This window comes from Niastella vici (assembly GCF_002077945.1).
Classification (GTDB): Bacteria; Bacteroidota; Bacteroidia; order Chitinophagales; family Chitinophagaceae; genus Niastella; species Niastella vici.
In genome coordinates this window covers 163,380-186,981 of the sequence record NZ_LVYD01000001.1, presented here as the reverse complement: position 1 = coordinate 186,981, position 23,602 = coordinate 163,380, and the positions used below count along the sequence as shown (strand labels likewise).

The window sequence follows — 23,602 nt, the reverse complement described above, 5'->3', positions numbered from 1 at the left end:
AATGATATTTACGTGTTTCACGGCAGTTCGAAGATCTTTTCCATCAATACCCATTTTTCACCGGGTTTGGCCCAGGGAAGCGCCTGCTGGAACTTCCACATAAGGGTTTCCCACTCCTGCACTTTGGGATTGGCGGCATCAGCCTTTGCTTTTTCTGCATGTGAATACTGATCATTGACTTCCATGATCATGAATAAACGGTTGCCAGTGCGGTAGATATCCAGCAACGTAATGCCGGCCGATTGAATGCTCTGTATGATCTCGGGCCATACCTGTTGGTGATAGCGCTCGTAGTCTGCTATTATTTTCGGATCGTCTTTCAGATCCAGGGCAAGACAATATCGTTGCATTTTTAAGTTTTTAAGTTTTTAGTTCTAAGTTCTTCAATCCGGAATTCGCTATTTTTTCGATCCTCACGTTTTATCAGGAACAAAGAACCGGGAACATAGAACTTATTTATAAGCAACAGCAACCTGCTTGCTGCTACCCAAACCGTCAATACCCAACTCTACAATATCGCCGGGTTTTAAATAAACCGGTTCAGGCTTCTGACCTAAGCCAACACCTGCGGGTGTACCGGTGCTGATAATATCGCCCGGAAGCAGGGTCATGAACTGGCTCACGTAAGAGATCAGGAACGGGATGTTAAAAATGAGGTTGCTGGTATTGCCATCCTGCATCATTTTACCGTTTACAGTAAGCCACAAACGTACATTATGGATATCGGCAATTTCATCGGGGGTAGCCAGCCAGGGTCCCAGCGGTGCAAACGTGTCGCAGCTTTTGCCTTTTACCCACTGGCCATTACGCTCCAACTGAAAAGCACGTTCGCTGAAATCATTGTGCAGCATGTAACCTGCTATATAGTTGTTGGCATCTTTTTGGTCAACGTAAGAAGCTTTTTTACCGATCACTACAGCCAGCTCCACTTCCCAATCGGTTTTTGTACTGTTCTTCGGGATCACCACCGGGTCGTTAGGACCGGTCATCGCTGTGGTAGATTTAAAAAATATAATGGGTTCGGTGGGGATCGCCGCATTGGTTTCTTTGGCATGGTCAACGTAATTCAAGCCAATACACACGATCTTTGAAGGGCGCGCCAAAGGTGCTCCCAAACGCTCGCTGGCATCAACGGCCGGGCAGGTTGACTGGTTTGTTTTTAACCAGGCTGCTAATCGGGCAATACCATCATTGGTGAAAAACTGCTCGGTGTAATCTTCTCCAAAAGCACTGGTATCAATTCTTTTTCCATCGGGTAATTCAACGCCAGGCTTTTCCTGTCCTGATTTTCCAAAACGTATAAGTTTCATTTTACCTGTATAATTTTTTGAGAGTCGAAACTATTTCATTTTCACTGCAAACCAAACGAAAAATTTCGGAATCGTTCCCGGAAGTTTGGCATATTATTCAATTTTAGAAGCAGGGTAAACACAATACTAACAAGCATTAGCTTTTTTGAACTAACTTTAGGCCGATTTTGTAATGCTTGCATATTATGAGTTATACGCCAGTTAATAAAGTTAGAATAGTTACTGCCGCCTCCCTGTTCGATGGTCATGATGCTGCTATTAATATTATGCGGCGCATTTTACAGTCGAAGGGAGCCGAGATCATTCATTTAGGCCATAACCGGTCGGTAGCCGAAATTGTAGAATGTGCCATTGAAGAAGATGCCCAGGGTATTGCCATTACCAGCTACCAGGGCGGGCATGTGGAGTTCTTCAAATACATGAAGGACCTGCTCGACGAGAACGGGTGCGGTCATATTAAAATATTCGGGGGCGGGGGTGGAACCATTTTGCCCCAGGAGATCACTGAACTGCATAATTATGGCATCACCCGTATTTACAGTCCCGATGATGGCCGAAGAATGGGACTGGAAGGGATGATTGAAGAGGTGATACAACAATGCGATTACCCGGTAAATGGCGACCCGGCCAATTTTAAAAATGGAATGAAGCTGGGCGAGTGGAAAGATATTCGCAAGATCTCCCGCGCTATTTCCAATGCAGAAAATAAGGTGAATGGGACAACACCGGTTACCAAATCGAAAGCCAGCATACCGGTGTTGGGGATAACCGGCACCGGCGGCGCCGGTAAATCATCTGTCACCGATGAAATAGTAAGGCGTTACCTCAACGCATTTCCTGAAAAAACGATCGCGGTTATTTCTGTTGACCCTTCCAAAAAGAAAACGGGTGGGGCATTGCTGGGCGACCGCATTCGCATGAACAGCATTCATTCGCCCCGGGCCTACATGCGTTCACTGGCTACCCGCGACAGCGATGTGGCATTGAGTGAACATGTGCAGGAAGCCATTGATGTGTGTAAGGAGGCGGCTTTTGATCTTATCATCCTGGAATCGGCCGGGGTGGGACAAAGCGATGTCAGCATTCTGGACTATTGCGATATAAGCCTGTATGTGATGACGCCTGAATATGGAGCGGCTTCGCAACTGGAGAAGATCAATATGCTCGACTATGCCGATGTGATCGCTATTAATAAATTCGATAAAAGCGGCGCCCTCGATGCCTTGCACGATGTGCGTAAACAGTTTAAGCGTAATCATGGTTTATGGACGGCCAAAGACGAAGAACTGCCTGTTATTGGCACCATTGCCGCCCAGTTCAACGATGCGGGTATTAATGAGCTGTTCGAAAAAATAATGGTTACCCTTAAAACAAAAACAGGCGTTGAGTTTGGGCACGTAGAAGTGCATGCTCATTTAAAAGACACCACAACCAAATCACAGATCATTCCGCCCAAACGGGTGCGTTACCTGTCGGAGATCGCTGATAGCAACCGCGGATACGATGTATGGGTGAAAGAACAATGCGCCCTGGCCACGCAGCTTTACCAGGTGCAGGGAACGCTGGCAGCTACTACGACTTTATCTGCCGCAGTTACGAATGAGCTGGCCGCTATTAAAAAAACGCTGGAAGAAAAATTACATCCTGAGTGCAGGAAGCTGATTGAACAATGGCCTGCACTGGTAACCAAATATAAAGCTGACTTCTTTGAATACCAGGTGCGCGATAAAGTGTTTAAACAAGCCATGACCACCCGCTCGCTCAGTGGTACCAGAATACCGAAAGTGGTGCTGCCAAAGTATAACGACTGGGGCGATATTCTGCAATGGCAATTGCAGGAAAATATTCCGGGTGAATATCCTTACACGGCCGGGGTGTTTCCTTTAAAACGCGAAGGGGAAGATCCTACGCGGATGTTTGCCGGCGAAGGCGGACCCGAGCGTACCAATAAGCGCTTTCACTACGTATCACTCGATCAGCCGGCGCGGCGCCTGTCAACTGCATTTGACAGTGTGACCCTGTATGGCGAAGACCCTGCTCACAGACCCGACATATATGGAAAAGTTGGGAACAGCGGTGTAAGCATCGCCACGGTGGATGATGCCAAAAAATTATACAGCGGTTTTGATCTCTGCGATGCCAAAACCTCTGTTAGTATGACCATTAATGGTCCGGCCCCCATCATACTGGCGTTCTTTATGAATGCGGCTATTGATCAGGAATGCGAGAAATATATAGAGGGCAACGGGCAATGGTCAATGGTCAATGAGAAAATGGAGGAAAAGTTCAAACATCTTCCCAGGCCTTCTTACTTCAATCCTTCAGCGCCGGAACGACTGCCCGATGGCAATAATGGATTGGGTTTGAAATTATTGGGTTTTTCCGGAGAAGAGGTTTTACCTATAGAAATTTATGAAAGAATAAAAGCCGAAGCATTGGCGCAGGTGCGCGGTACGGTTCAGGCCGATATATTGAAAGAAGACCAGGCGCAGAACACCTGTATCTTCAGCACCGAGTTTGCCTTAAAGCTGATGGGCGATGTGCAGGAATATTTTATACAACAGAAAGTCCGCAACTTTTACAGCGTAAGTATCAGCGGTTATCATATTGCAGAAGCGGGCGCCAATCCCATTACGCAACTGGCATTTACCCTGGCCAATGGGTTTACCTATGTAGAATATTATTTGAGCCGGGGTATGCATATTGATGAGTTTGCGCCAAACCTTTCCTTCTTCTTCAGCAATGGTATGGATGCTGAATACAGTGTGATCGGCCGGGTGGCGCGGCGCATTTGGGCCAAGGCCATGAAATATAAATACAAGGGCAATGACCGCAGCCAGAAGTTAAAATATCATATTCAAACTTCAGGGCGCAGCCTGCATGCACAGGAAATTGATTTCAACGACATTCGTACCACCCTGCAGGCATTATACGCCATTTACGACAATTGTAACAGCTTACATACAAACGCCTATGATGAAGCGATCACCACACCAACCGAGGAAAGTGTTCGCCGGGCCATGGCCATTCAGCTCATCATTAACCGCGAACTGGGCAGCGCCAAAACCGAGAACTTTATACAGGGTTCGTTCCTGATTGAAGAAATGACCGACCTGGTTGAAGAAGCAGTGCTTGCCGAGTTTGACCGTATTACCGAACGCGGCGGCGTGCTTGGTGCTATGGAGCGGATGTATCAACGTAATAAGATACAGGAAGAAAGCCTGTATTATGAAAGCCTCAAACACAATGGAGAATTACCCATAATTGGGGTGAATTCATTTTTGAATAAGAAAGGTAGTCCTACCGTTTTACCCGGCGAAGTCATTCGCAGCACTACCGAAGAAAAAGAACAACAGATACAGAACCTGCAAGCATTCTGGAAACGGAATGAAGACAGGTCGGCCGACATGCTGACCCGGCTTAAGAAAGTTGCCATCAATAATGGGAATATTTTTGAGGAATTGATGGAAACTGTAAAGTATTGTTCCTTAGGGCAAATTACCCATGCCCTGTTTGAAGTGGGGGGCCAATACCGGCGAAACATGTAATACATACCTTCTAATACTGATAAATATCCCACTTGTAGCTGATCAGTATCAACCAGTTTGATAATTGATTGGTATAACTTGTATCAGGTGCGGAAATATTTCCTCATTCTAATTAACTGATTGGATATGCCATGCTTTTTAAGCATGGCATACTATGTTATTCCATTTATCCTGGTGCCAGGCCGTTTATCAGTGCAATTGGAACCCGCGATAAATGAATTGTTAAGCCATTGGTAAACCTTTTAACTATCCACCGGAAACCTCTTCTAAAAACTTCAAATATCAGTGTGGGATCACATTGATATAAATATAAAGAGTATGCTGAAATATTTTCTACTAATAGCAAGCCTTTGCGGGGGAGCGTCTGCTGCCATATATGCACAGGATTCTTTATCGGCACCTTTGAAATGGGATCTGCAAACTTGTTTGGATTATGCGAAAAAGAATAACATCACTATAAAGAACCTCCGCTGGGATGCCCGTAGCAGTGAGCAGGACCTGTTGCAGTCAAGAGCAGCCAAACTGCCCAATTTAACCGGTACGCTTAGCCAGTCGGTGGTGAACAGTAACAATGCCAACCCGGTGGTGGGTGGCTTTCAAACCCAGGCAAAGGCATCGGGGAATTATGGCCTCAGTTCAAACTGGACCATTTTCAATGGCGGTTACCTCAACAACGATGTAAAACAGAAAGGTATTCTGCTGGAGAGTTCCAATTTAAGTGTGCAACAGGCAGAGAATGATATTACCCTGCAGATAACACAAGCTTATTTGAATATTTTATTGCAAAAAGAGAATATAGTTTACCTGAAGGAATTGGTGAATACTTCACAGTCGCAACTGGCATTGGGCAAACAACGCTTTGATGCCGGCAGTTTGGCCCGTAAGGATTACCTGCAACTGGAGGCCACGCTGGCCAACGATCAGTATAACCTTACCACGGCTATGAATGCGCACCGCACGGATCTCATTACGCTGAAACAAATATTGCAACTGCCATCATCAGTAAGTTTTGATATTGTACAGCCCGATACGCTGGTGACCAATGAGGCTGTTGTGGCTTTACCTGAAGCAGAAAATGCTGCAGCCAATACAAGACCCGAAGTAAAGATCGGCGAGCTGGGGGTACAATCGGCACAGGTAGGGTTGGAGAAGTCAAGGGCCGGCGCCTTGCCAACCGTGAGCCTGGGGGCGGGATTATCAAGTGGCTATTCAGATAACAATGACCTTAAATACTTTTCTCAGATCAACAATAACTTTTATCAACGGTTAGGTGTAACTGTGTCTGTTCCCATTTTTGCCAACCGTGTTAATAAAAGCAATGTTGAACGGTCGAAGATACAGATAGAACAGGCGAAGTTGTCGCTGCAGGGAACAAAGACCACGCTCGATCAGGCGGTTGAGCAGGCGTATATAGCGGTGTTGAATGCACAGGCGCAGTTAACCTCAGCAGAATCACAATGGAAGATCAACCAGGAAAGTTATAAGATCACCAATGAGCAATTACGGTTGGGGGCGTTAAATACCATTGATCTGCTTACGCAAAAGAACCTGTACGTTCAGGCCCTGCAAGCCTATGTGCAGGCCAAGTACAATAACATTTTAAATAAAAAGATCTATGAGTTTTATACAGGGGTACCTGTAACGCTATAATTACGGATAATTATAAATGAAGTAACATGAAAAGATATAAATGGATCATTTGGGCGCTCATCATCATTGCTGCCGGTGTTGGCATCTGGTTCTGGAAATTCAAGGAAAATGAAAAGCCCATAGTGTTGGAAACAGAACAACCGCATTACGGGTTTATTGCCACCAGCGTTACCGCCACCGGCACTGTTCAACCGGTTGATACTGTATCGGTGGGTACACAGGTGTCGGGCACCATCAGCAAGGTGTATGTTGATTTCAATGACAAGGTGAAAAAGGGTCAGCTGATAGCCGAAATAGATAAAACCATTTTAACGGCGCAGCGTGACCAGATCAGCGCTAACCTGCGGCAGGCAAAAGCTAATCTCGATTATACGAAAAGCAATTACAACCGGCAAAAGCAATTGCTCGATGTGGGCGCTATCAGCCGGGCCGATTATGAAACGGCGCTTAATCAATACAATGCGGCGCAGGACAATGTAAACAGTATTGCCGCGCAATTAAAGGCCGCACAACAAAATCTCTTCTATGCAAATATTTACTCGCCTATCAACGGAACGGTTTTATCAAGGAATGTAAGTGTGGGACAAACCGTGGCATCCAGTTTAAATACACCCACCTTGTTTGTGATAGCCAAAGACCTTACCAAAATGCAGGTACAGGCAGCCGTAGATGAAGCCGATATTGGTAATGTGAAGAACGGGCAGCGGGTAACTTTTAGTGTAGATGCTTTTCCGGATAATACATTTGAAGGCCATGTGAAGGATGTGCGGTTGCGGCCCAGTGTATCCTCGAATGTGGTCACCTATTCAACCATCATCGATGCGCCGAATGATGATATGAAACTGAAACCCGGTATGACCGCCAATATTACCGTATTTACACAGGAGATACAAAATGCATTACTTGTTTCTGCAAAAGCTACGCGGTGGTGGCCCGATTCTACCCTTTATAAAAAATATACTATAGAAGGCGGCCGGTATAAAAGCGGCGGACAAAAAGATGGCTCCATGCGTATTGGCAGCGCATCGCCAAAAGATAGTGCCAGTGTAAACCGTAAAGGCCGGAAAGATGCCCGGCAAACCGATGCATCGGAAAAAACAGCCATGGTATGGGTGACGAAAGACAGCACGCTTACCCACAGACGAATAAAGATAGGCCTCACTGATGATACCTATATACAGGTGTTATCGGGTTTAAGTGTTGACGATGTGGTGGTATCTGGTTCACATTCGGCAGATAATTCATCAAAAGGATCATCGGGAACCGCAAAAAGTCCGTTTATGCCGGCAAGACGTGGGGGCGGCGGTAGTAGTGGTGGCAATAGGAGTGGTGGCGGTGGAAGGCAATAAACATTGAAGAATGAAAAAGTTGTAAACATGGCAAACAAGATAGTATCGATACGTGATCTGAAACGCGAATTCAGGATGGGTGTTGAAACGGTGCGGGCATTGAAAGGCGTTTCGTTCGATGTAGAGCCCGGCGAATTTGTAACGATCATGGGTAGCAGTGGTTCGGGCAAAACTACCATGCTGAATATACTGGGTTGTTTAGATAAACCCAGCGAGGGCACTTACCTGCTCGATGGGGTTGATGTTGGAAAGCTATCGCGCAATGAACTGGCGGTGCTGCGCAATCATAAAATTGGATTTGTATTCCAGTCCTATAACCTGTTGGCGCGTACTTCTGCATTGGAGAACGTGGAATTGCCCCTGTTGTACAATTCAGCCGTATCATCGAAACAACGGCACGAAAGAGCGGTGAAAGCCCTGCAGGCAGTAAAATTGGGCGACAGGATCGATCATTTGCCTAACCAGTTATCGGGCGGTCAACAGCAGCGCGTGGCCATTGCCCGCGCCCTGGTAAATGAACCGGTGATGATACTGGCCGATGAAGCTACCGGTAACCTCGATACGCGTACTTCTTACGAAATAATGGCCCTGCTGCAGGAGTTGAATCAGCAACAGGGCAAAACGATCGTATTTGTTACGCATGAACCAGATATCGCTGCCTTCAGCAGCAGAACAATAACCCTGAGAGATGGTGAAGTGATAAAGGATAGTCAAAACCAGCAGGTACGTTCTGCCCGGGAAATGCTGGCTTCATTGCCGGTGGCAGCAGATTATTAAAAGAACAACACATGAAACTTTTAAATCTCATACGAATTGCGTTACGGGCATTACAGCGGAACAAGCTGCGCGCCTTTTTAACCATGCTGGGCATTATCATTGGTGTGGCGGCGGTGATCGCCATGGTGGCTATAGGGCAAGGATCAAAACAAAGCATCCAGGACCAGCTAAGCAGCATGGGCTCAAATATGATCACCATACGGCCCAACAGCAATCAAACAGTTGGCGGCGGCGCCCGGTTAGATGCATCGAGCCTGCAATCGCTTACCCTCGATGATATAAAAGCCATACAAAAACAGGCAACTTATATAACTGCCGTATCGCCAGCAGTACAGTCAAGGGGACAGGTTATCAATGGCGCCCTGAACTGGCCCACTACCATACAGGGCGTTAGTCCGCAGTATTTAACCATCCGCAACTGGCCGTTGAAAGACGGCATTGCATTTACCCAGGACCATGTGAATACTGCCGATAAAGTATGTTTAATAGGACAAACAGTAGTGGAAAACATTTTTGGTGCTGGTGAAGACCCGGTGGGTAAGATCATCCGTTTCAATAAGATCCCTTTCAAGGTCATTGGCGTATTAAGTGAAAAAGGGGAGAACGCATTCGGCCAGGACCAGGACGATATTGTCATAGCACCATATACCACCGTGCAAAAAAGGATACTCGCCATCCCTTACATTCAGAATATATATGCCTCGGCAGTGAATGAGAGCAGCAGCGCTTTGGCAACGGCCGAGGTTACCGATATTTTGCGGGCTTCGCATAAATTAAAAGCAACAGATGACGATGATTTTCTGGTGCGTACGCAGGCTGAGCTCATCAGTACCTTCAGTTCAACCAGCGAGCTGTTGACCGTATTACTGGCAGCCATAGCCGGTATTTCACTGGTTGTGGGTGGTATTGGTATCATGAACATCATGTATGTATCGGTAACAGAACGTACCAAGGAGATAGGGTTGCGGATGAGCATCGGCGCCCGGGGTGTGGATATTCTCTTCCAGTTTTTGATAGAAGCGATACTGATCAGTATCACAGGTGGCATCATTGGCGTTGTGCTTGGTATAACCGCTTCGCGGTTGGTAACATTGTTTTTATCGTGGCCCACGCTGGTATCGCGCTCATCGATCATGCTGTCGTTCATGGTTTGTGCCATAACAGGTGTATTCTTCGGATATTACCCGGCACAAAAAGCATCGCGGTTAGATCCTATTGACGCATTGCGGTACGAGTAATGTGAGGCCGGAAGCAAGAAAGGAAACCTATACGCTGAGGTCTTTCTTCCTGGCTTTTTTCTTTGCGGGCTTTTTAACCGGATTATAAAGCACCTGGCAGTTCTCGCAATAGAACGTGCGGCGATTGGTTTTACCTAAATACTTTTTTATAACAGGGATGTTACAACGCGGGCAGGTTTTTTTGGTGTGGATCAGCCAGTGCTTTTTAAGCACAAAGGCTTTTTTCCACTCCAGAAAATCATAGCTGTAATTACGGGCTTCATTGATGAGTTCGGTGAGTTTGCGCGGTGGAAGCGATTGAATGGTATTCTCTGGATGAACCTTTATGCGAAACAGCACTTCGTTCTTGATAATATTTCCTACCCCGGCAAATATGTTCTGGTCTAATAACGCATCGCATACCAGCTGATCGGGTTGTGCTTTCCCTTTTTTTCTTGCTTTGCGGGGATCCCAGTTTTCATTAAGTACATCGCCGCTCCAGTCGTATACAAGGTCCAGGTCTTCTTCGATCATCCTGATCGAGCAGGCATAAAAATACAGGTCGCCATTGCTGAAATGAAGATGAAGCCGGGGATTCTTTTTGGTTTGTTCATTAATGCTGTAAGAACCGAATAACAGGAAATGAATACGCAGGGTAAATTTGGGAAAACAGATCAGAAAATGTTTACCCCAGCTTTTAAAGCCGGTCACTTTTTGATTGATCAGTCTTTCTTTATCAATAATAGTAGAATTTCCGGTTGCAGACAGCACCTTCCTGCCTTTAAACAGTTGAACTGCTTCTTTTAAAATGACGATGCTTGGCCCATCGGGCATATACAATACGGCTATTTATGATTGATATGATTTTACGCAGGGAAAGAGGTGATAGCCGCTTATTTGAGATGGCGCCACTGAGTACAGAATTCTACATTTCTGTTTAGGTTGCTCTATCGCGCGTATTGCGGATGAGGCCAACACCGGCAAAGAAAAAGATGGCGCCCAGCACACCGTACAGAATGATTTGCTTTACGTTATGCGTACTGGCCCCGCCGTTTATAAAGTTGATACCGGCTAATATAAGTCCCACAACGCCAACGAGTGCGAGTATCATACCCAGAACACGTTTTTCCATAACATTACTTTAGAATACAATATGGCAAAGGGTGTGCCGGGGAAGCCCGTTTATACATTATTGATTTACATGGCCAAATTCCATTATATTTGCTATAATATTATTTTATCTGCAGAGGACTATGCTCCGCAAACACCTAAATATCATTTCATCTTGCGCTTTACAGAATTCGGTTTACACCCTGACCTATTAGAAGGCATTGAAGCCTCCAATTACGAAAATGCCACCCCCGTACAGGAGCAGGTAATACCGCCTATACTGGCCGGTAAAGATATTATTGCTTCCGCCCAAACGGGCACTGGTAAAACAGCCGCTTTTTTATTGCCCCTGATCCACCGGCTGCTGAGCCATCGCATTGAGGGACAGGTAGGTGCCCTGGTGATTGTGCCTACCCGTGAGTTGGCCATACAGATCGCCCAGCACCTTGAAGGGTTGTCGTACTTCACCAATCTGAGCTCAATTGCGGTATATGGCGGAAACGACGGCAGTAACTTTATCACAGAAAAGAAAGCCTTGCAAACCGGTACCGATATTGTCATTTGTACACCAGGCCGCATGATCGCCCACCTGAATATGGGCTATGTGCAATGGAAACAATTGCAGTTCCTGGTGCTGGATGAGGCCGACCGCATGCTTGATATGGGTTTTTCTGATGATATCAACAAGATCATTGCTACCCTGCCGGCCAAAAGACAAACCCTGTTATTCTCGGCTACCATGCCCGAAAAGATCAGGCAGCTGGCAAGGAAAATCCTTACCGATCCGGTTGAGGTCAATATTGCTATCTCTAAACCACCTGAAAAGATCGTGCAAAAAGCCTTTGTGGTATATGAGCCGCAAAAGCTGCCTTTGCTAAAAGATATTTTAAAGAACGTTCCCTTTAAAAGCGCGCTCATCTTTTGCAGCCGCAAACAAAGTGTAAAATCACTTTCACGTGAATTGGAACGCGCCAAGTTTAATATTGCCGAAATACACAGTGACCTGGAGCAGGCGCAACGCGAAAATGTATTGAATGGCTTTACGAGCGGACGAATACCCATTCTCGTGGCAACCGATATTTTGAGCCGGGGTATTGATATTGATACCATTGACCTGGTCATTAATTTCGATGTACCCCGCGATGCGGAAGATTATGTACACCGCATAGGCCGTACGGCACGGGCCGAAGCCGATGGTATGGCGTTTACGCTTGTGAGCCAGCCCGAGCAAAATCGCTTTGCGATCATTGAGAAGCTTATTGGCAAGCCGGTTGAAAAGGCCAAAGTGCCCGAAGAATTTGGCAGCACGCCTGAATACCAGCCGCAACTTCGGTCGAAAGGTAAGGGCGGCGGTAACAGAAGACATTATCATAAAGGAAAATCGAATAATGGCAGGCCCCGGGGAAATAAGGCGTAAGAGAACAGGAGATGAAAGTTAGAAATTAGAAGTAAAGAATGAGAAGCGTGAACGTCGTTGCTACCGGTATCTGGGTAATGTGACACCTGCAGCTAATTCCATTACTCAAAAAAGCCTTAACTGTACTCCTTTGGATCGTTTTGCCGGCGGCTTCGCTTTCCCCATCACTGTTCTCCCGCCATATTGCCAGGATTCATTGCGCTCCTTTTCTATCAGTTGTTCAAAATTATTATTGGGAATAAAATCTTCTTCGGCCCTTTGCGCCAGCTCTGTTAATTTTTTAATGGCCTGCAGTTTATCGCTTTGTCCAATCTTTGCCTTTTCTACTGCCCGTTGCAGCGTACTGATGGTTTCATCATATACTTTGGTTGGAACCGGAAAGGGATGACCATCTTTACCGCCATGCGCAAAAGCAAAGCGTGCAGGATCTTTGAACCGGGAAGCCGTGCCATGAATTACTTCGCTTACCAATGCCAGTGATTGCAGGGTGCGAGGCCCCATGCCTTCGAGCATTAATAATTCTTCAAAATCAGCCGGCTTTTTTTCATGTGTTACCCACAACATGGCGCCCAGCCGTTTCAGGTCAACATCTTTAGCCCGCACATCGTGATGGGCCGGTAAAATAAGTTGTTGTATTTCGGGTAAAAGATAAGCAGGAGATTCTTTTGATACCGTCAAGATACCTGAGCGGGCAGCGGCTGCATCTTTATCGACAAGGTTTAAAATATTACCCGGTTTCAATCCGCAGATGGCAGTATGCGGCTCATTTACGAATGATTGCAGTTGTTGTGAATGCCAGTGGTAACGCCGCGCGGTACCGGTATTATCATTGAGGCCTTGTTGAATCACTGTCCATTCTCCTTCATTGCTTACAATAAAGCTGTGCAGGTATAATTGAAAGCCATCCTGAATAGCGGTGTTATCTACTTTTGCGCTGAGTTTGCTGCAATGCACCAATTGTTGGGCATTGAGGCCGGTTTGTTCACCAATGGCCATTAGTTCATTAGGGGTTTGGCGGGAATGTTTTCCCTTTCCACCACAAATGTAAATGCCCAGTTCTTTTGAAAGCGGATTGATAGCTTTTTTCAACGCGCCCAGTACTGAAGTGGTAATGCCCGATGAATGCCAATCCATACCCATTACGGCGCCAAGGCTTTGGAACCAGCAGGGATCGCTCAGCCTTTTGATGTAATCGGCTTTTCCATATTCCATCAGGATCACCTCTGTTACAGCCAGGCCCAATTTGGCCATGCGTTCTGCCAGCCAGGGTGGAACAGCGCCATAATGCAGGGGAAGATCGGCTGTGCCGGAGCGTTTCATAGTACTAACAAAATTAGTAAATAAATACTAAATTTGCTAATTTTGCACAGCCTGGAAGAAATGGGCAATGGTGAATGCGCCGGTCGTATGGTGTAGAGCGAGAATAATACTTACGCGAAGCAAATGCATCGACCTTCGGGAGCCCAGAAGAGAATCAGCCTGCTTGACCTTCGGGGAATTTTGCATTTTACAGTTTAAACTGTTACATTCGCCCCGCATCAAGATTCGAGTCCAGTTTTTGAAAGAGTAGCCGGCAAAAAAACAATGTAAAAAACGAATTTGTTAGCAAATGGAGGCCAAAAAACAATTTTTCCCCCTAATTAATTCTTTACGAGCTTTTGCAGTCCTTATTGTTATTTTTTTTCATGGTATTACTGAAGTGTTTTGCAGAGAGCATGGTTATTACTATCCTTTTAAGAATGGTTTTTTGGGCGTTGATTTGTTTTTTGTTTTATCGGGCTTTTTAATCACCAATGTATTAATAAGGGAATATTTATTAACCGGAAAGGTCAGTATAAAAAACTTTTATATTAGGAGGATTCTAAGGCTATATCCCCCAATTATTGTAGCAATTGTCATCTTTTTAGTTCCACTATCCTTTTTCAATTTTAAAGATGCATTTTCTAACTTTTTTTTCCTGGCAACTTACACAGGGGATATAGTGATGCTATTTAGACACTTTATTCCTTATCTGGAATATCCGCTATTCTTTTCACATTGTTGGTCGCTTTCAATCGAAGAACAATTTTATATTTTTTATCCAACACTATTCTTGATATTTCTAAAGGTTTTTGGACGAAAGAAGATCAACTTCTCCTTTTTGTTTTACATTTTTAATGTGTTCTTTTTATTGCTGGTAGTTGTGGGTACACTTCTAATGGGGGGACATTTTTATAAATTCTTCTTATGGAGATTTTTTGAAATTTTTATGGGTGTTTTCCTTGCATTGCTAACAAACGAGTCATTTAAAAAGCAATTTAATATCGACGCTAATAAAAGTATTAATGGTATAGTAAGATTCCTCTCTTCTTCAATTACTTTATATATTGCTCTTGCTATAACAGTATTAACTGTATTAGGTCTGTTGTTATCAAACTACGGCTTGCATTATTATGTTTTTTCTTTTACAAGCGGGATAGTTATTCTTCATGCCGCATTTGAAGATAACAAAATACTTAACACGGTACTTTCGGGCAGCGTTCTACAATACTTAGGCAAAATTTCTTATGGCTTGTATTTGTATCATTACCCAGTATTTTACAGTACTCAATACTTAAAAATAAAATTAGAGCCTCAAAATATATATCAGGCTATGTTTATTGATGTTGTCAGGATAGGAATTGCCTTAATAATATCAATTTTAAGTTATGAATTGATTGAAAAACGAATATTAAAGCTTAGAACAAAATTTGAAGCATAAAATTGCTGTTTATTTTATCAACTGCCCTAATGCCTTCAAATCCTTTAGTAACAGGTTAGAAATTTGTCCCGACGAATATAATGAGCCCCTTCAAATGATTTGATTTGAAGGGGTTTTTAATTTGAATGATTTTTAAACGAATTGTCTACCAATAGCTAAAAGTTAGATCAAAATGCGGCATAGTTAGCGACTTTTGTGTATCTAAACAATTTCTGCCCCGATCTTTGCGAGACAAGGTCAGGGTTAGCTTTCTTTTAGGCCCGTAAAACATATGTTTGCCTACATCCCCCAAGAATTTGATTTGATCCAGATAATCAGACTGCCTGACCTTCAAGTAATTCTCCGCCAGCTGGCGGAGGCTGGGGTGTAAAATTGAAAAGTCCCGCTTTTGCAGGACTTTCCTGGAACCCCGTTTATTTTGATGAACTTACTCTCGTGTTGTAGGTAAAAAACGCAGGGGAGTGACCAGCCCAGCCACTCCATGCCTTGATATTTTTCCTGATGCTTGTGGATTCAGATAGGGGCCTTGTTCGTTTTTCCGGTTTTGGGTTCTTCAACAGGTATACGGGTTCGCCTATGCCATATGGCAAACGACCGTAACCAACTAAGGATATTATGCTACCGGGGCTCCTTCAGCACGGAATCGATTATCAGCACTTTTCCTGCGCAATATGACTATTAAAAGAAGGTTGGTTATTGATCAACAGGGGTTAAAACTACAAAGTACTCTTTTACGCCCGGGGCCAATGTGTGTAAACTGCGGATTTATGCATGTGAAAGTAGCTATTAGGTGGGTGAAATGCGAAAAGTATGTAATGTTTTGCAACAGGCCTCAATGATTTAAAGTCATTCAGGAAAAGATGATGATGCAAACAAACAATTGTAAGTAAGGTTTATTAAATAAAAATACATGAACAATGATCAAACATTTATTCTGCACGATCCTTTATTCTACCATGTAAATAGAAATATTACAACTTCAGGTTATAACTCTGTTATGTTGTAACATAACCGTTAATAGTATTTATTTACCGTTGGTGTATACATAAAGGAAAGACTGTAACACGCCGATACTTTTGCCGACTAAAACTGCAAATATTTTTATTCCATGAAAAAGTTGATATTGATAGCATTGCCCTTGTTGTTCTGCGCAGCTGTTACCAAGGCACAGCAGGTAACGGGTAATGTTAAGGATGACCAGGGTAAGGCCTTGTCCGGAGCAACTGTAGCACTGAAAAAAGTAAAAGACTCCGCTCTTGTAAAGTTGGCTGCCACCAATGCCGGGGGCCAGTATACGTTTACCAGCATCAATGCAGGTAACTATTTTGTTGCTGTAACTTATACCGGTCATGTAGCCAAAACTTCTGCCGCATTTGAAGTAAGTGGCGCTGGTGATGTAACCGCTCCTGAAATAACCCTTACAAAAACTTCGGGTCAGTTAAAAGAAGTAGTGGTAGCTGCCCGTAAGCCAATAGTAGAAGTGAAAGCCGATAAAATGATCCTGAATGTAGAAGGAACTGTGAATTCAGTAGGCCAGGATGCGCTTGAACTATTACGTAAATCACCAGGTGTTATGGTCGATAAAGACGATAACCTTACCCTAAGCGGTAAAAACGGTGTTCAGGTTTATGTAGATGGACGCCCCACCCCGCTTTCAGGGAAAGATTTGTCAGATTATCTCAGGACCCTGCAGTCTTCCTCCATTGAAGCCATTGAGATCATTACGAACCCTTCTGCCAAATATGAAGCTGCCGGTAATGCCGGTATCATTAATATCAGGCTGAAGAAAAATAAATCGTATGGTACCAATGGTTCAGTAAATGCCGGTTATAACCAGGGTATTACGCCCAAATGGAATGGCGGCATATCATTGAACAATCGTAATAAGTATGTAAACCTGTTCGGTAACTACAGCTATAATGATGCTAGCAACGAGAATAATATCAACCTGCACCGCGAGATCCTGGATACCCTGTTCGATCAAAAGTCAAAACTGAATATTGGCAACAAGAGCCATAACTTCAAGGCCGGCATGGATTATTTCATTAATAAGAGGAGCACAATAGGTATCATGGTGAACGGCTCATTAAGTGATCAGCAATTCAATAATTACAGCCGTACCGAGATCTCTTATATCCCAAGCAAACAAACCGACCGCATATTGATCGCTGATAACACCAATAAGAACAAAAAGAATAATGTCAACGGAAACCTGAACTACCGGTACGCCGACTCCGCAGGTCATGAGTTGAATATTGATGCTGACTATGGTGCTTACCGCAATAAAAGCGATCAAAACCAACCTAATGAGTATTGGGACCCAACGCAAACTATGAAGCTGTACAGCCGCAACTATTTTATGAATGCGCCTACTGACATCGATATCTATAGCTTAAAGACTGATTATGAACAGAACTTTAAAAAAGGCCGTTTGGGTTTGGGCGGAAAAATAGGTTTTGTTGAAAGTAACAATGATTTTAACCGGTACGATGTGGATCCAAATACAAATGTGAAAACACTTGATCTGCAGCGCAGCAATAAGTTTGTTTATAAAGAGAATGTGAATGCCGGGTATATCAACTATAACAGACAGTTCAAAGGATTTATGATACAGGCTGGTTTGCGGGTTGAAAATACCCATGCCACAGGCCGCTCAACAGGAATGAAACTGGATGGAAGCAATTATGTTGATTATGATTCAACGTTCACCCGTGATTATACCAACCTGTTCCCCAGTGCTGCCATTACAATAAACAAAAAGCCAATGAGCCAATGGAGCTTTACCTTCAGCCGGCGCATTGACAGGCCTAACTACCAGGACCTGAATCCTTTTGAATTCAAACTGGATGAGTATACCTATAGAAAAGGAAATACGGAGTTAAGACCGCAGTATACTAACAGCGTTGGTGTTACGCACACTTATAAGTACCGGTTAAATACCACATTGAATTACAGTCATGTGAAAGATATCTTTGCTTCACTGGTTGATGTCACCGATAAGTCGAAATCATTCATGACGCAAAAGAACCTGGCAACACAGGATATCGTGAGCCTGAACATCAGTTATCCGTTCATGTACAAATGGTACACCATTTTCGGTAACCTGAATTCTTTCTATTCAAAATACAAAGCCGATCTGGGTGTTGACCGTAAAGTTGACCTCGATGTATTTGCCTTTACCTTTTATGCCCAACAAACTATTCGTTTAGGTAAAGGCTGGACCAATGAATTCAGCGGCTTTTACGCTTCTCCTTCCATTTGGCAGGGTACCATCAAGAGCAGTAAAATGTGGAGCGTAGATGGCGGTTTCTCAAAAACCATCCTGAAAGGAAGTGGTACTTTCAAAGCGTCGGTAAGCGATATTTTCCATACAATGAAATGGAGAGGTACAAGCAATTTCGCTGGTCAGAGCCTGGTAGCAAGCGGTAATTTCGAAAGCCGTCAGCTGAAGCTGAACTTCACATACCGGTTCGGAAACAGCCAGGTAAAAGCTGCCCGTCAACGTAAAACAGGTACAGAAGAAGAGAATAAACGTGCTGCAGATAGTGGCGGTGGTATAGGCGGTGGCGGTAATCAGAAATAAACGGGGTTTCAATAAAATGAAAAATCCTCCTCTTAACCGGGGAGGATTTTTTTTTGTTCTGAGCGAAGTCGAAGAATTAATTATCTTCCCTACTTTGCAGGAGTTGTAATAAAAACCGTTCACTATGCGTGTATTTGCAGGTTCTTTGTTATTTGCCGGGATAATTTCAGCCCTCGCATACAGTTGTGCGCATAACCCATATGCCAAAACAAACAAGATGTATAAAAAGCAGGCAAAAGATCTGGCCAAAAGACTGCAGCCTGTGCCCAATAAACTTTTGCTCGATTCAGCCATTATGCCGGTTTATGCTGTAGGAACTACCAACTTTGATCTGCGTAAACCGAATTTTGTGATCATTCACCACACTGCGCAAAACTCATGCGAGCAAACATTAAAAACATTTACCCTGCAACGGACTAAGGTAAGCGCTCATTATGTTATATGTAAAGATGGTACCATACATCATATGCTGAACGATTATCTGCGTGCCTGGCAGGCCGGTGTAAGTAAGTGGGGTAATTTTACGGATATTAATTCAAGCAGCATTGGTATTGAACTGGATAATAACGGAAGCGAACCCTTCCCCGAAACACAGATCACCAGTTTGATAAAATTACTCGATACCCTGAAACGGAATTATTCCATCCCAACTGCGAATTTTATTGGTCATGCCGATGTAGCGCCTGGCCGCAAAGTTGATCCCAGCGCTTTTTTTCCCTGGAATACACTGGCGCAACGCGGTTTTGGCTTGTGGTACGATACCACGGCGGTCGTAGTGCCTGAATATTTTAATGCACCACAGGCTTTACGCATCATCGGGTATAATATTAAAGATACACTTGCAGCCATCCGGTCCTTTAAACTGCATTTTGTACCACAGGATACCATAGCCGTTCGTACGTTAACAGATGATGACAAGAAGATCCTTTTCGATCTTTCGCGCAGGTATCAATGATCAATGTAATTCAACAGCCGGCTCATGGTCGTCGTACACATCGCGTAATTTCATTAATTCTTTTTTCAATTGTGCGATCAGTGTTTGCTGTTCGGGCGAATGGATCAGGTTCTTTTGCTCCTGGCTGGCTGTTTGCAGGTCGTACAGTTCCCCAAGTGCAGTAACTTCATAGACAAACGGTTAGTTGTTATGAAGTTACTATGATTGAAAAATATAACTTACTATTTTGGTAGGAATTTATGGCAGCTCTTCACAAAAATATCCGGCCTGCTGCAACGTAGCTTCTACTTTACGCGGAGAAAGATTATCCGATTCAATGCGAAGGACCCTGTCTATATCGTCCAGGTCAACATTCCAGCGGGCAATACCGTGCAGGTTGTTGATATGAGGTGTTACTGCATTGATCTGCTTTTTAAAGCGAAGGTTGGTTTTAAATACAAGCACTTCCATAATATGCGGGCTGTATTAAAGATCGGGTTTATTTGCGCCGGGTTCGTTGGTGGTGAAATTCGATTCACTAAAGCGGCCGCCCCAGCCCCGGCACCGGTTCTTCAATTCATCTTTGAACTTTTGTTTTTCTTCGGGCGTCATCTTTTCCCATTTGTCCATCATTTTCTGACGGAAACGATTTCTAAAATGTTCCCGTTTATGGGCAAACCCGCCAAAGCCGCTGAATAATATTTTTGATAATACCAGTATTCCCAATGCCTGCCAGAAGGTGATCACTTTTACACCCAGCACAGCCGGTAATACTGCATTCCAGATGCTCATTACTATAAAGCTGAACAACATGACAAAAGCTGTACAGAATACCAATATCATAACAGCTTTGCCAAACCAGAATCTTCGTTTCATGTTACACGTTGTTTAATAATTTAATAATTCGTCTTTCAACACACGAAGCCGCTCGCGCAGGTGTAAAACTGCATAACGTTTTCGGCTAAGCAGCGTATTCACCGTTTCACCGGTTCGCTCGGCAATTTCTTTAAATGGTATTCCTTCCAATTCATTCAGGATAAACACCTGTTTTTGTTCTGCGGGTAATTCGTTGAGCGCATTGGTCAACTCTTCCCAGAACAGGGTTCGCAGGTATTCTTTTTCAGGGTTATCGCTGGCGTCGAATAAAAATTCTGTCCAGTTAAGCCCACCTTCTTCTCCCTCTTCTTCCCCAAACAGGTCTTCCAGTGCTTCGGGACGTTTTTTTCGTTGCCGGTCGATGATCTTGTTGCGCGCTACGGTAAACAGCCAGGCAGTCATTTGCTCAATAGGCTGCGTGTTACCAATAAACTGGTAAAACACATCCTGCAATATATCCTCTGCATCGGCTTCATTATTTACCCGTTTGCGGATAAATCCCATGAGGCGTTTGCTGTAGTCGGTAATGACCTGCGTTATATTGCGTTTCCTGTCTGCCGTCATGCCGGGTGTTATCGTCAGCGTCTCCTTCATGTATTATATCAGGGTAGACGACCGGCGGATAGTTATATTTTAAAGATGGTGAAAAAGTTGAAAAAGATGGAAAAATGCTGTCAACTTATTACCTTGTTAAACGGTAAACTTATGAACTGAGTTTAATATGAAATTTGGAAAACTCCCTGAAAGTGAACTAAATACAGTGGATTTTAGCTTGCCGGCAGAACCTGCCGGCAATAAAAAGATACTGGGCGGAATAAAAAGGGGCGCGGTAAAAATACATATCGGTTGTCCGCAATGGGGCGTGCCCGGCTGGGTTGGAAAAATATACCCGGCCAAAGCCCGGGAAAAGGATTTTCTCGCCAACTATGTACAGCATTTCAATTGTATTGAACTCAATGCCACACATTATAAAATATATGATGAGGCAGCCATTGCCAAATGGGCCGACAAAGCCAGTGGCCGCGATTTTATATTTTGTCCCAAATTGTACCAGGGCGTAACGCATCAGGGTGGTTTAAGCCGAAAGGAAGGATTGGTTGCTGAATTTCTGCAAGGCATAAAAGCATTTAACGGTCACCTGGGACCAGTGTTTATGCAATTAAGCGATTCATTTGGCCCGGCCCGTAAAGAAGAGCTGTTTGCATTTCTGCGATCGCTGCCAAAGGAGGTAACCTTCTTTCTGGAAGTTCGCCACCCCGACTGGTTTGCACTGGAAGCGGTGCGAAAAGAGTTGTTCAATACATTGTATTTATTGAAAACTGGTGCAGTTATAACTGATACGGCTGGCCGCAGGGATTGTGCGCACATGCACCTCACCATTCCCAAAGCATTTGTACGGTTTGTGGCCAACAGTTTGCATGCTACTGACTATACCCGCCTCGATGCCTGGATAGAACGGATCATAAATTGGGTAGAACAGGGATTGCAGGAACTGTACTTTTTTGTTCATATGGAAGAGGAGTTGTACTCGCCTGAATTGATAACTTATCTTACAGACAAGCTTAATGCTGCCTGTGGCTTACAATTATTGCCGCCCCGTTTTATTGAACCGGAAGGGCAGGCTGCTGGTTCGCAGATAACATTTTTTGATTAGCGTGCTTCCTCAGCTCACTTCATACAATTCTTCCCATCGTGTAGTATACCGCTTGCTACGCAATTCCTGCCGCATTTTCCAGTTGCGGGCGAGGCCCGAAGTTGCAAATTTCAGCACATCATCACGCATGCTGAAATTGATGTTATCCATCATATCCATTAGCAGCCGGTGATATTTTTGCGGGCCGGCCGCAAATAAATTACCCTGTATTGATTCATCCGGTTCTAACCCGGCCAGCATAACCCCGGCCTTCTTATACACCTTTCCCTGTTCATATAATGATTCAACCAGTTGAACGGCCGGTTTTATTAATTCAGGCGTGCTGCTGGTGGCTGCAGGCAGGGTAATATGTGAGCTAACGGTTGCTCCCCGTCGAAAGCTTACTTCATAGTTTTGTTCGCGCGGTACAATAAATACGCTGATCACTTTGGCTGCGCTATGCTGGCGGCGTAATTTTTCTGCTGCCCGGGATGTATAGGTGGCTATGGCTTCTTTAATATCATTAAGATCAGTAACCGGTTGCCCGAACATGCGGGTAGTGGCGATCATTTTTTTATTTACCAATGGCTTTTCCATTTGGCGGGAGGGCAGTGCATTCAATTCCCTGATCAACCGGGCACCGGTAACCCCGCCTAAATGCGAGTAAGCCCATTCTTCGGGCATGGTACTTAATTCCCAGGCGCTGGTAATGCCCTGGTCAATGAGCTTTTGAGCATAGGCCCAGCCCACCCCCCATACATTACCTACCCGCGTTTGCTTCATGGCCGTTACCTGCTCACCGCGTGTTGCCAGCACTTTTACACATTTAGTGGCTGCTTTGTCTTTCTTGGCCAGGTAATTGGCGAGCTTGGCCAGCGTTTTGGTAGGCGCTACCCCTATTGAAACGGAGATGCCGGTCCATTGTTCAACGGTTGTTCGAATGTTCATTGCTGTATTATATAGATCTTCTGCAGGTATATTGCCCAGATCAATAAATGCTTCATCGACAGAGTAAACTTCCACTTTGGAAGCATCACCCAACAGCATCCGTAATGTTTCCATTACGCGCCAGCTCATATCGCCATATAAATTGTAGTTGGAAGAAAATGCAGAAATGTTATGCTTTTGAATAAGTGGTTTGGTTTCAAAATAAGGAACGGCCATGCCTATGCCCGCGGCTTTGGCCTCATCGCTGCGCGAAACTATGCATCCGTCATTGTTGCTCAAGACCACTACTGGTTTATGTTGCAGATCGGGCCGGAATAATCGTTCACAGGAACAATAGAAACTGTTGCAATCAACAATTGCTTTCATAATAAATGTTTTTGTTTCCGGGATGTATGTGCAGTCTGTTGGGTTTGGAGTAGCCCGCCAACAGGCGGACTACTCAACAATGTACAGGATGGCTTAATGGAATGGTTTAATATAGTTGTACGCTTGTATAATAGCGATAAAGGT

Annotated in this window: 19 protein-coding genes; 10 read left to right on the top strand and 9 right to left on the bottom strand. The window is 44.4% G+C overall.

Going from position 1 to position 23,602, the window contains the following annotated elements; translation table 11 throughout:
* Nucleotides 1-17 precede the first annotated feature (17 nt).
* Both A3860_RS00870 and A3860_RS00865 read right to left on the bottom strand, forming a co-directional pair.
* Entirely contained in the window at nucleotides 18-350 is a 333-nt protein-coding gene (locus tag A3860_RS00870; RefSeq protein WP_081144642.1) for an L-rhamnose mutarotase, read from the bottom strand.
* 102 nt (nucleotides 351-452) lie between these two features.
* Nucleotides 453-1,310: a fumarylacetoacetate hydrolase family protein gene (locus A3860_RS00865; RefSeq protein WP_081144641.1), complete on the bottom strand. Its 858-nt coding sequence runs from the start codon at nucleotides 1,308-1,310 to the stop codon at nucleotides 453-455.
* A 185-nt stretch (nucleotides 1,311-1,495) separates the two neighbouring features.
* On the opposite strand from A3860_RS00865, the gene A3860_RS00860 reads away from it, so the two are divergent.
* From A3860_RS00860 to A3860_RS00840, 5 genes are all read left to right on the top strand, one after another.
* Complete coding sequence (locus A3860_RS00860; protein ID WP_081144640.1) at nucleotides 1,496-4,858, top strand: methylmalonyl-CoA mutase family protein; 3,363 nt, start codon at nucleotides 1,496-1,498, stop codon at nucleotides 4,856-4,858.
* 318 nt (nucleotides 4,859-5,176) lie between these two features.
* Entirely contained in the window at nucleotides 5,177-6,508 is a 1,332-nt protein-coding gene (locus A3860_RS00855; protein ID WP_081144639.1) for a TolC family protein, read from the top strand.
* Between the two features lie 26 nt (nucleotides 6,509-6,534).
* Complete coding sequence (locus A3860_RS00850; protein WP_081144638.1) at nucleotides 6,535-7,857, top strand: efflux RND transporter periplasmic adaptor subunit; 1,323 nt, start codon at nucleotides 6,535-6,537, stop codon at nucleotides 7,855-7,857.
* A 27-nt stretch (nucleotides 7,858-7,884) separates the two neighbouring features.
* Complete coding sequence (locus tag A3860_RS00845; RefSeq protein WP_081144637.1) at nucleotides 7,885-8,634, top strand: ABC transporter ATP-binding protein; 750 nt, start codon at nucleotides 7,885-7,887, stop codon at nucleotides 8,632-8,634.
* An 11-nt stretch (nucleotides 8,635-8,645) separates the two neighbouring features.
* A complete protein-coding gene (locus tag A3860_RS00840; protein ID WP_081144636.1) occupies nucleotides 8,646-9,872 on the top strand; it encodes an ABC transporter permease in 1,227 nt (408 codons plus the stop codon).
* 27 nt (nucleotides 9,873-9,899) lie between these two features.
* Here A3860_RS00840 and A3860_RS00835 read toward each other — a convergent pair whose 3' ends face one another.
* Both A3860_RS00835 and A3860_RS00830 read right to left on the bottom strand, forming a co-directional pair.
* Entirely contained in the window at nucleotides 9,900-10,685 is a 786-nt protein-coding gene (locus A3860_RS00835; protein WP_081144635.1) for a DNA-formamidopyrimidine glycosylase family protein, read from the bottom strand.
* A gap of 103 nt (nucleotides 10,686-10,788) precedes the next feature.
* Entirely contained in the window at nucleotides 10,789-10,983 is a 195-nt protein-coding gene (locus tag A3860_RS00830) for a hypothetical protein (RefSeq protein ID WP_081144634.1), read from the bottom strand.
* A gap of 69 nt (nucleotides 10,984-11,052) precedes the next feature.
* Here A3860_RS00830 and A3860_RS00825 point away from each other — a divergent pair, with 69 nt between their 5' ends.
* Nucleotides 11,053-12,378, top strand: a complete 1,326-nt coding sequence (locus tag A3860_RS00825) for a DEAD/DEAH box helicase (RefSeq protein WP_245843442.1) — start codon at nucleotides 11,053-11,055, stop codon at nucleotides 12,376-12,378.
* Between the two features lie 105 nt (nucleotides 12,379-12,483).
* On the opposite strand, the gene A3860_RS00820 is transcribed toward A3860_RS00825, so the two are convergent.
* A complete protein-coding gene (locus A3860_RS00820) occupies nucleotides 12,484-13,698 on the bottom strand; it encodes a DUF763 domain-containing protein (RefSeq protein WP_081144633.1) in 1,215 nt (404 codons plus the stop codon).
* 289 nt (nucleotides 13,699-13,987) lie between these two features.
* Between A3860_RS00820 and A3860_RS00815 the strand changes: the two genes are divergently transcribed.
* From A3860_RS00815 to A3860_RS00805, 3 genes are all read left to right on the top strand, one after another.
* Nucleotides 13,988-15,118 (top strand): acyltransferase family protein, encoded by a 1,131-nt coding sequence (locus A3860_RS00815; protein ID WP_081144632.1) that lies wholly within the window; start codon nucleotides 13,988-13,990, stop codon nucleotides 15,116-15,118.
* A gap of 1,108 nt (nucleotides 15,119-16,226) precedes the next feature.
* Entirely contained in the window at nucleotides 16,227-18,701 is a 2,475-nt protein-coding gene (locus A3860_RS00810; RefSeq protein WP_081144631.1) for a TonB-dependent receptor, read from the top strand.
* 124 nt (nucleotides 18,702-18,825) lie between these two features.
* Nucleotides 18,826-19,656 (top strand): N-acetylmuramoyl-L-alanine amidase, encoded by an 831-nt coding sequence (locus tag A3860_RS00805; protein ID WP_081144630.1) that lies wholly within the window; start codon nucleotides 18,826-18,828, stop codon nucleotides 19,654-19,656.
* Between the two features lie 237 nt (nucleotides 19,657-19,893).
* Here the strand turns inward: A3860_RS00805 and A3860_RS00800 are convergent, their stop codons facing one another.
* The 3 genes from A3860_RS00800 to A3860_RS00790 are packed head-to-tail and all read right to left on the bottom strand — an operon-like array spanning nucleotide 19,894 to nucleotide 21,105.
* The gene (locus A3860_RS00800; protein ID WP_081144629.1) at nucleotides 19,894-20,106 is read right to left on the bottom strand and encodes a hypothetical protein; all 213 of its coding nucleotides are present in this window, start codon (nucleotides 20,104-20,106) and stop codon (nucleotides 19,894-19,896) included.
* 15 nt (nucleotides 20,107-20,121) lie between these two features.
* The gene (locus A3860_RS00795) at nucleotides 20,122-20,511 is read right to left on the bottom strand and encodes a hypothetical protein (protein ID WP_143773886.1); all 390 of its coding nucleotides are present in this window, start codon (nucleotides 20,509-20,511) and stop codon (nucleotides 20,122-20,124) included.
* Nucleotides 20,512-20,523: 12 nt separating this feature from the next.
* Complete coding sequence (locus A3860_RS00790; RefSeq protein WP_081144628.1) at nucleotides 20,524-21,105, bottom strand: RNA polymerase sigma factor; 582 nt, start codon at nucleotides 21,103-21,105, stop codon at nucleotides 20,524-20,526.
* Nucleotides 21,106-21,232: 127 nt separating this feature from the next.
* On the opposite strand from A3860_RS00790, the gene A3860_RS00785 reads away from it, so the two are divergent.
* Nucleotides 21,233-22,165: a DUF72 domain-containing protein gene (locus A3860_RS00785; protein WP_081144627.1), complete on the top strand. Its 933-nt coding sequence runs from the start codon at nucleotides 21,233-21,235 to the stop codon at nucleotides 22,163-22,165.
* A 9-nt stretch (nucleotides 22,166-22,174) separates the two neighbouring features.
* Here A3860_RS00785 and A3860_RS00780 read toward each other — a convergent pair whose 3' ends face one another.
* The gene (locus A3860_RS00780; RefSeq protein WP_081144626.1) at nucleotides 22,175-23,458 is read right to left on the bottom strand and encodes a Y-family DNA polymerase; all 1,284 of its coding nucleotides are present in this window, start codon (nucleotides 23,456-23,458) and stop codon (nucleotides 22,175-22,177) included.
* Nucleotides 23,459-23,602: the final 144 nt, after the last annotated feature.